This window comes from Mycobacterium sp., from assembly GCF_050701675.1.
Lineage (GTDB): Bacteria > Actinomycetota > Actinomycetes > Mycobacteriales > Mycobacteriaceae > Mycobacterium.
The window spans coordinates 1-4,021 of the sequence record NZ_JBOGDD010000900.1 but is presented as its reverse complement, the minus strand read 5'-3'; the positions used below and the strand labels follow the sequence as shown (position 1 = coordinate 4,021).

Genomic DNA, 4,021 nt, shown 5'->3' with positions numbered 1-4,021 from the left:
CTACGAAGCGATGTGCGCGGCCGCGCGCGACGACCCGTGGGATGAGACCGGGTTGGATCGCGTATACGCGGCGTACCGGGCGAGCGAACATGCCTTCCGGACGGCGGTCGACGACTTCCAGGGCCATGTCGGCAATCTGCCGTTCCGGGTCTCCCGGAGGTTTCTGAAGCCGATCAGCGAGGCACGCGCGATCGCTCACCGGCGCAGGGGGACTTGGGCCTAGCCGCTAGGGCCGCAGCGGGTTCACCGCGAACTGGATCACCCGGTACGGCGCATTGTCGGCCCGCGGCAGCGTATTCCATTGACTGATGAACACCCGCAGTTCGTCGAGCGTGGACCCTGGCGAGAGGTAGCCGCCGTAGGGCTGGGCCAGGCGGTTGTCCTCCGGCACCGGTAGCTCGTCGGCAATCTCGGGCCAGTCCGCCGCGAACACCACCGTCGTGACGGGCGCGGTACCCAGTGTGGTCGGGTCGTCCGCGACGCGGACCTCCATGTTGCCGGTGCTCGCGTTGAAGTAGGAGAGCACCGTCTTCCCGTCGATCTGTCGGACGCTCATCTCACCGACCCGGTCATTCCACAGCGGAGTCGGCGGCTTGTTCCACCCCGAGACCGAAGACCAGGCCTGCCAGCTGGAGCGGTCCGTAAAGGCTTGCGGCGTCGCACGATACAGCGACACCGGGCCGGTGCGGTCGAAGTCGTTGGCCACGATGAACACCCACCCACTCGGTGAGTCCGCCGTCGGGATCGGGTCGTAGTAACCGCTGATCTGGGACTGCCGCCCGTCCGCATAGTCGGCGGGCCGCTGCGACTTGGCCACGGTGGGCCAACTCCCTCGTGCCGGGTCGGCCTTCACCAGTCGTGACGTCGCGGGAACGAGGTTCTTGGTGGTCGTGACGAGCATGTAGTTCTCACGGTTGATCTGCACGATGCCCGCGGGCAGCTGCGATGCGCCAGGCGGTGGGGGTTCGGCCAGCAGCGGCGTGTCCATTCCCATCACGCCGTAGTAGCGCACCCCGGTTGGTTCATCGACGGAGTCGGTATCGACGTGCAGGGCGATCGGAGAGAAGTGACCGCCGAAGCCAACGCCTTGGCCGGCGAAGCTGTCGCCGCACACCTGCAGGATGCCGCTGGGGAACTCCATGAACTCACACAGGTCGGTGGCACCGATTCCGTAATCCCTTGTCGGCGTCCCGGTTCCGGCTACCGGGGCGATGCGTACCGCTTGGCCCGGCGCAAGCGGCTGCAGGACGGGTTCCGGAATGGGCGCGGGCGGGTCCGCGCGCGCCAAGGGAAGTGGCAGCACCAGGGCACAGAGAAGCGCCGTGGCCGCTGCGCGAATCACAACTGTGCGGCGAGGAGCTCGGCAATCTGAATGGTGTTGAGCGCCGCACCCTTTCGGAGATTGTCCCCGGAGACGAACAACGCCAGACCGCGCCCGTCCGGCGCGCCGGGATCCTGCCGGATGCGTCCGACGAGAGAATCGTCGACGCCGGCGGCCGCCAACGGGGTTGGCACGTCGACCAGCGTCACACCCGGTGCCTTCGCCAGCAGCTCGCGCGCGCGTTCCGGGGAGAGCGGCCGGGCGAACTCGGCGTTGATCGACAGCGAATGCCCGGTGTAGACCGGCACCCGGACGCAGGTCCCGCTGACCAGAAGGTCAGGGATGCCGAGGATCTTGCGGCTCTCGTTGCGCAGCTTCTGGTCTTCGTCGGTCTCGCCGGAGCCGTCGTCGACCAGTGAGCCCGCGAGCGGAACCACGTTGAAGGCGATCGGGGCCACGTACTTGTTGGGCGCCGGGAACACCAGGGCGGATCCGTCGTGGACCAACTGCTCGCTGTCCTCGACCACCGCGCGCGCCTGGCCGTACAACTCCTCGACGCCGGCAAGCCCACTGCCCGACACCGCCTGATAGGTCGAGGCGATCATCCGGGTCAGCTGAGCCTCGTCGTGCAGCACCTTCAACACCGGCATTGCGGCCATCGTGGTGCAGTTGGGATTGGCGATGATGCCCTTCGGGCGAACGCCCGCATCACGCTGGAAGTTGACCTCCGACACCACCAGTGGGACGTCGGGATCCTTGCGCCACGCCGACGAGTTGTCGACGACGACCGCCCCGGCGGCGGCGAACCGCGGCGCCTGAACGCGCGACATCGTGGCACCCGCCGAGAACAGGGCGATGTCCAGTCCAGAGGGGTCCGCCGTCGCGGCATCCTCGACCTCGATCTGCTGTCCGCGGTATTCGAGCTTGCGGCCCTGCGAACGCGCCGAGGCGAAGAACCGCACGCTCGTCGCAGGGAAGTCGCGCTCGTCGAGCAGGCGGCGCATCACCTGGCCGACCTGTCCGGTCGCGCCGACGACTCCGATGTTCACCATCTTTAGACCCCGCTTCCCGCATACACGACGGCTTCTTCTTCGCCGCCCAGATTGAACGCCTCGTGCAGTGCCGAGACCGCCTTGTCCAGCTCGGTATCCTTGACCAGCACCGAGATTCGGATCTCCGAGGTCGAGATGAGGTCGATGTTGACGCCGACCGCCGCGAGCGCCTCGCAGAAGGTCGCGGTGACGCCGGGGTGGCTGCGCATACCGGCGCCGATCAGCGACACCTTGCCGATGTGGTCGTCGTAAAGCACTGAGGTGAAGCCGATTTCGCTCTGCAGCGAGGCGAGCTTCTCGACTGCTTGCGGACCGTTGTCGCGCGCACAGGTGAACGTGATGTCGGTCTTGCCGTCCTCGATCTTCGAGATGTTCTGCAGCACCATGTCGATGTTCACGTCGGCGTCGGCGACCGCGCGAAACACCCTCGCGGCGTAGCCGGGAACGTCGGGCAGCCCGACGACCGTCACCTTCGCCTCGCCACGGTCGTGGGCGACTCCGGTAAGGATGGCGTCTTCCATCGCGATGTCCTCCATCGATCCCTTGACGAGCGTGCCCGCCTTGTCTGAGTACGACGACCGCACGTGTATCGGAACGTCGTAGCGGCGGGCGTATTCGACGCACCGCAGCATGAGCACCTTCGCCCCGCAGGCCGCCATCTCGAGCATCTCCTCGAAGCTGACGGTGTCCAGGTGCCGCGCGTTCGGCACGATGCGCGGGTCGGCGGTGAAGATGCCGTCCACGTCGGTGTAGATCTCGCATACGTCGGCGTGCAGTGCGGCGGCCAGCGCGACCGCGGTGGTGTCCGAGCCTCCGCGGCCCAGTGTCGTGACGTCCTTGCTGTCCTGGCTGACGCCCTGGAAGCCGGCCACCAGAACGATGAGCCCCTCGGCAAGGGCGTCCTGCAGCCTGCCGGGGGTGACGTCGATGATCTTGGCGTTGCCGTGCGTGCTGGTGGTGATGACGCCGGCCTGCGAGCCGGTGAACGAGCGGGCCTCGGCGCCGAGGGAGTGGATGGCCATCGCGACCAGGGCATTGGAGATCCGCTCGCCCGAGGTCAGCAGCATGTCCATCTCGCGCGCCGGTGGCGCCGGGCTGACCTGGCGGGCGAGGTCGAGCAGGTCGTCGGTGGTGTCACCCATCGCCGAGACGACGACGACGACGTCGTGGCCCGCCTTCTTGGTGGCGACGATGCGCTCGGCGACGCGACGGATCCGGTCGGCGTCGGACACCGATGATCCGCCGTATTTCTGCACGACGAGCGCCACTGTTCGCCTTCCGTCAGCCGTGGGAGTCTCGTCAAGGATAAGGGGTCTGCGCACCCGGTTTCTCCTCCCGTGCGGCGGTAGCGTGACCGCGTGACCGACCGACCCACCCACCGCAGGGCTGACACGCGCGTCCCCATCCAGGACGCCATCGCCGAGCGCTGGAGCCCTCGCGCCTTCGACGCCGACGCAGTCCTCACCCACGACGAGGTCACGGCGCTTCTCGAGGCGGCGCGCTGGGCGCCGACCTGGGGCAGGCGCCAGCCCGTGCGGTTCATCGTCGGCCTGCGCGGTGACGACACCTTCCAGCGGTTGGCGGCGACGCTGCGGCGCGGCAACTCCTATGCGCACGCCGCTGGCGCGTTGATCCTGCTGGCCGCCGA

Annotated in this window: 4 protein-coding genes and 1 pseudogene; 2 read left to right on the top strand and 3 right to left on the bottom strand. The window is 67.9% G+C overall.

All coding sequences use genetic code 11. The annotated features are described in order from the left end of the window. A pseudogene (locus tag ACRDUX_RS27280) lies at positions 1-223 on the top strand (sulfotransferase family protein); the annotation flags it as partial. Between the two features lie 3 nt (positions 224-226). On the opposite strand, the gene ACRDUX_RS27275 reads toward ACRDUX_RS27280, so the two are convergent. From ACRDUX_RS27275 to ACRDUX_RS27265, 3 genes are read right to left on the bottom strand one after another with little or no spacing between them, the layout of a single operon-like run. Further along, on the bottom strand, positions 227-1,342 hold the full coding sequence (locus tag ACRDUX_RS27275) for a DUF4185 domain-containing protein (RefSeq protein WP_526418368.1): 1,116 nt from the start codon (positions 1,340-1,342) through the stop codon (positions 227-229). Beyond that, complete coding sequence (locus tag ACRDUX_RS27270; protein WP_526418366.1) at positions 1,339-2,373, bottom strand: aspartate-semialdehyde dehydrogenase; 1,035 nt, start codon at positions 2,371-2,373, stop codon at positions 1,339-1,341. The genes ACRDUX_RS27275 and ACRDUX_RS27270 overlap by 4 nt, the downstream gene beginning before the upstream one ends. Positions 2,374-2,375: 2 nt before the next feature. After that, positions 2,376-3,641 (bottom strand): aspartate kinase, encoded by a 1,266-nt coding sequence (locus tag ACRDUX_RS27265; RefSeq protein WP_526418370.1) that lies wholly within the window; start codon positions 3,639-3,641, stop codon positions 2,376-2,378. A 90-nt stretch (positions 3,642-3,731) separates the two neighbouring features. Between ACRDUX_RS27265 and ACRDUX_RS27260 the strand changes: the two genes are divergently transcribed. Next, the coding region (locus ACRDUX_RS27260) for a nitroreductase family protein (protein ID WP_526418364.1) at positions 3,732-4,021 on the top strand (290 nt) is incomplete at its 3' end.